The sequence below is a fragment of the Borreliella spielmanii genome, from assembly GCF_014201705.1.
Lineage (GTDB): Bacteria > Spirochaetota > Spirochaetia > Borreliales > Borreliaceae > Borreliella > Borreliella spielmanii.
On record NZ_JACHFA010000022.1, the window covers coordinates 1 to 2,596 of the forward strand.

Genomic DNA, 2,596 nt, shown 5'->3' on the forward strand with positions numbered 1-2,596 from the left:
TATCTTTTAAAACCCTTTTAATAAATTCTTTTGTGGGTGGTCCTAAAGGGTCATTTATTATTTCATAAGCGATGTGTATTTCCTTTTTTGTTTCCTTATCTAAATTATCATAAAAATCTGAAACTTTATTAGCATGCATATTGTCTATATAATAATATAGCAAAAACATATTATCTTAAACAATACCTTTTCAATTATTAACATAAACTGATAACTTCCTTATATATATATGCTAAAATTTTAGCAAAGGAGGAACTACAATAACTACTGAAAAATGTTTAGTATAAAACTTTAACTAAACACTTTAGCGAACTTAATACTCATAAATAAAAACAAGACTAGTTGTTAGTCTTGTTTTTCATAATTTATGCTTAAATGCAAATTATATTTTAAACTATTTTATTTATCATCACTGCTAGTGACATACTCTTTAATTGTTTCAAAATTAGATTTATTTTCAAGATATTTTTTAACCTTTTCTAATTCTGATTTTAGTTTATCTAAGTCCGATTCAATTTCACTAACCGTTACATTTTCTTTTAATTCGGGCTCATTGTTCCAAGTAACCGCTTGATTACCTACATTTAATTTAGTCCTTAAATCACTTCTAGTTTTACTCAATTCTTTCAATAACTTTTCCAATTCTTCTTCATCTTCTTCTAACAACTCCCAGGTACCGTATATAGCTTTATCACCATCGGTAAAATGATCGTATATAGGGCCTGTAACTTTATCTCTAACTTCTGTTGCCTTTACTTCTAGTCTTCTTTCATCCTCCACAAACCACCTTTTATATTTAATAGCATCGATATCTCTATTTATCTCATCTATTTTTTTTGTAAGTGTTTCGATTTTGCTTTTAACTCGTCTTTCTTCTTGTTCTTGTTGTTGTTCTTTTTCTTTTTCTTGTTTTTTCTTTTGTTGTTCTTGTTGTTGTTTTTGTTTCTCTATTTCCTTCTCTCTTTCTTGTTGCTCTTCTTTTTCTTTAGCTTTTCTTTCTTGTTCTTGCTCTTCTTTTTTTGCTTTAACTTCTGCTTGTTCTACTTTTTGTTCTACTACTTTATCTTTTTCTTCTTCTCTTTGTTGACCACCACTATCTCGTGCTGTTTTTAATGCTGGCATATTACTATCGCTATTAGGATCATTGCCCTGCATTAATTCTTCTTTGTCCTCTTGTTTATTTTCTTTCTGATCTTTCTTACTCTTTACTTCTTCTTCTTTTAATTTTTCTGCTATTTTATATACTATTGGATCATCTGAAACAATTTTTTCTTTTGCTTCTAAAAATCCCTTAACTTTTCCTTTTACATTTTGTTCTAGATTTTTCAAATCTTCACTACTTGCATAATTCTTACAAGAAATTAACAGTGCAAAAACAGCACAAATAATAAGTATTCCCATTTTTTTATTCATAAGGTACTCCTACTCCATAAGTCTTAATCATAACGCAACACCTAATAAATTCAATTTTTTATAATGTTTAAAATATCTAATTTTGTTACATTTTGGATTACAAAGTAACAAAACTCAAATGTAATTTTAATCAACTCTAGAAAATCTCTCCATTGCAAATGGTAGGCTCATTACAAATGACTACAAAACACATACAAATTAAATTTCCAGATATTTGCTATATATCACCCAAAGTATTATATCTTTCTTGGGTGCACCCCTCAAAAATTGCCACTTCTGCCCAATAAGGCCACTCTACATGTCAAATTCTGCATGCAATGAGAAGCACCAAAATTTGACTAAAATTTTATGTTTTTGGTAAAATAGAAATTGCTATTTTTATACATTTTTATTACTTTTACTTAATTTAAAAGTAACACTTATAAAAAGAGGATTTTGTGGACTTTAATAATTATCTTAATTTAAATAATAACAGCACAGATTTTATTCTTAAACTACTAAAAGATTATCAAAAAGTAATAGATGAAAATAAAATCCTAAAAAATACTCTAAAAAATTCAACTAAACCCAAAAAAGAAAATTTAAAACCTAGCCCTAAGTTCTACTTAACTCCAAAAACTAGCAAACTAATTGAAAAATGTATCAGAAGGCTAAAACAAATTGATCCAATATCTGGCTGGTTCGTACATCTACTATCAATAAGTGGGTGCAGGGGTACTGAAATTCAAAAAGTAAAAATGCAAGATATTACTCAGTTATCAAATAAAACCGGAGAAATTTATTACAATATAAAAGTAAATGTGGCAAAAAAAAGAAGTGTCGCCTGTATTAGAGAAATTGTCATTAACTCTAAAGAGTTTGATGCTATTCAAACAGCACATAAAAATCATTTCGAAGAAAAAAATCTTGATACAAGACGTACTTATCTCTTCCAAAAAACTAAACATAAGTTTAAAGATAATCAAATTGATATTACTCATATTTCTAAAAAATTTAAAGATCTTCTTAAAAAATCGGGATTTAAAGTAAATAAATCACTTCATTTATGCAGAAATTTATTTATTTCTAATTTAAAAGCCAATGGCTATAATTCTTTTCAAATTAAAGAACTTATGAAATATTCTTCAACCCATGAAATTGATAATATCTACGGACTCTCTTCTGCAAACAAAATTCAAGCTTA

The 2,596-nt window shown here is 27.2% G+C and carries 2 protein-coding genes; one reads left to right on the forward strand and one right to left on the reverse strand.

The window, feature by feature from the left end; genetic code table 11:
* Positions 1-399: 399 nt before the first annotated feature.
* Positions 400-1,413: a hypothetical protein gene (locus HNR35_RS05635; protein WP_183224524.1), complete on the reverse strand. Its 1,014-nt coding sequence runs from the start codon at positions 1,411-1,413 to the stop codon at positions 400-402.
* Between the two features lie 437 nt (positions 1,414-1,850).
* Here HNR35_RS05635 and HNR35_RS05640 point away from each other — a divergent pair.
* The coding region (locus HNR35_RS05640) for a tyrosine-type recombinase/integrase (RefSeq protein ID WP_183224526.1) at positions 1,851-2,596 on the forward strand (746 nt) is incomplete at its 3' end.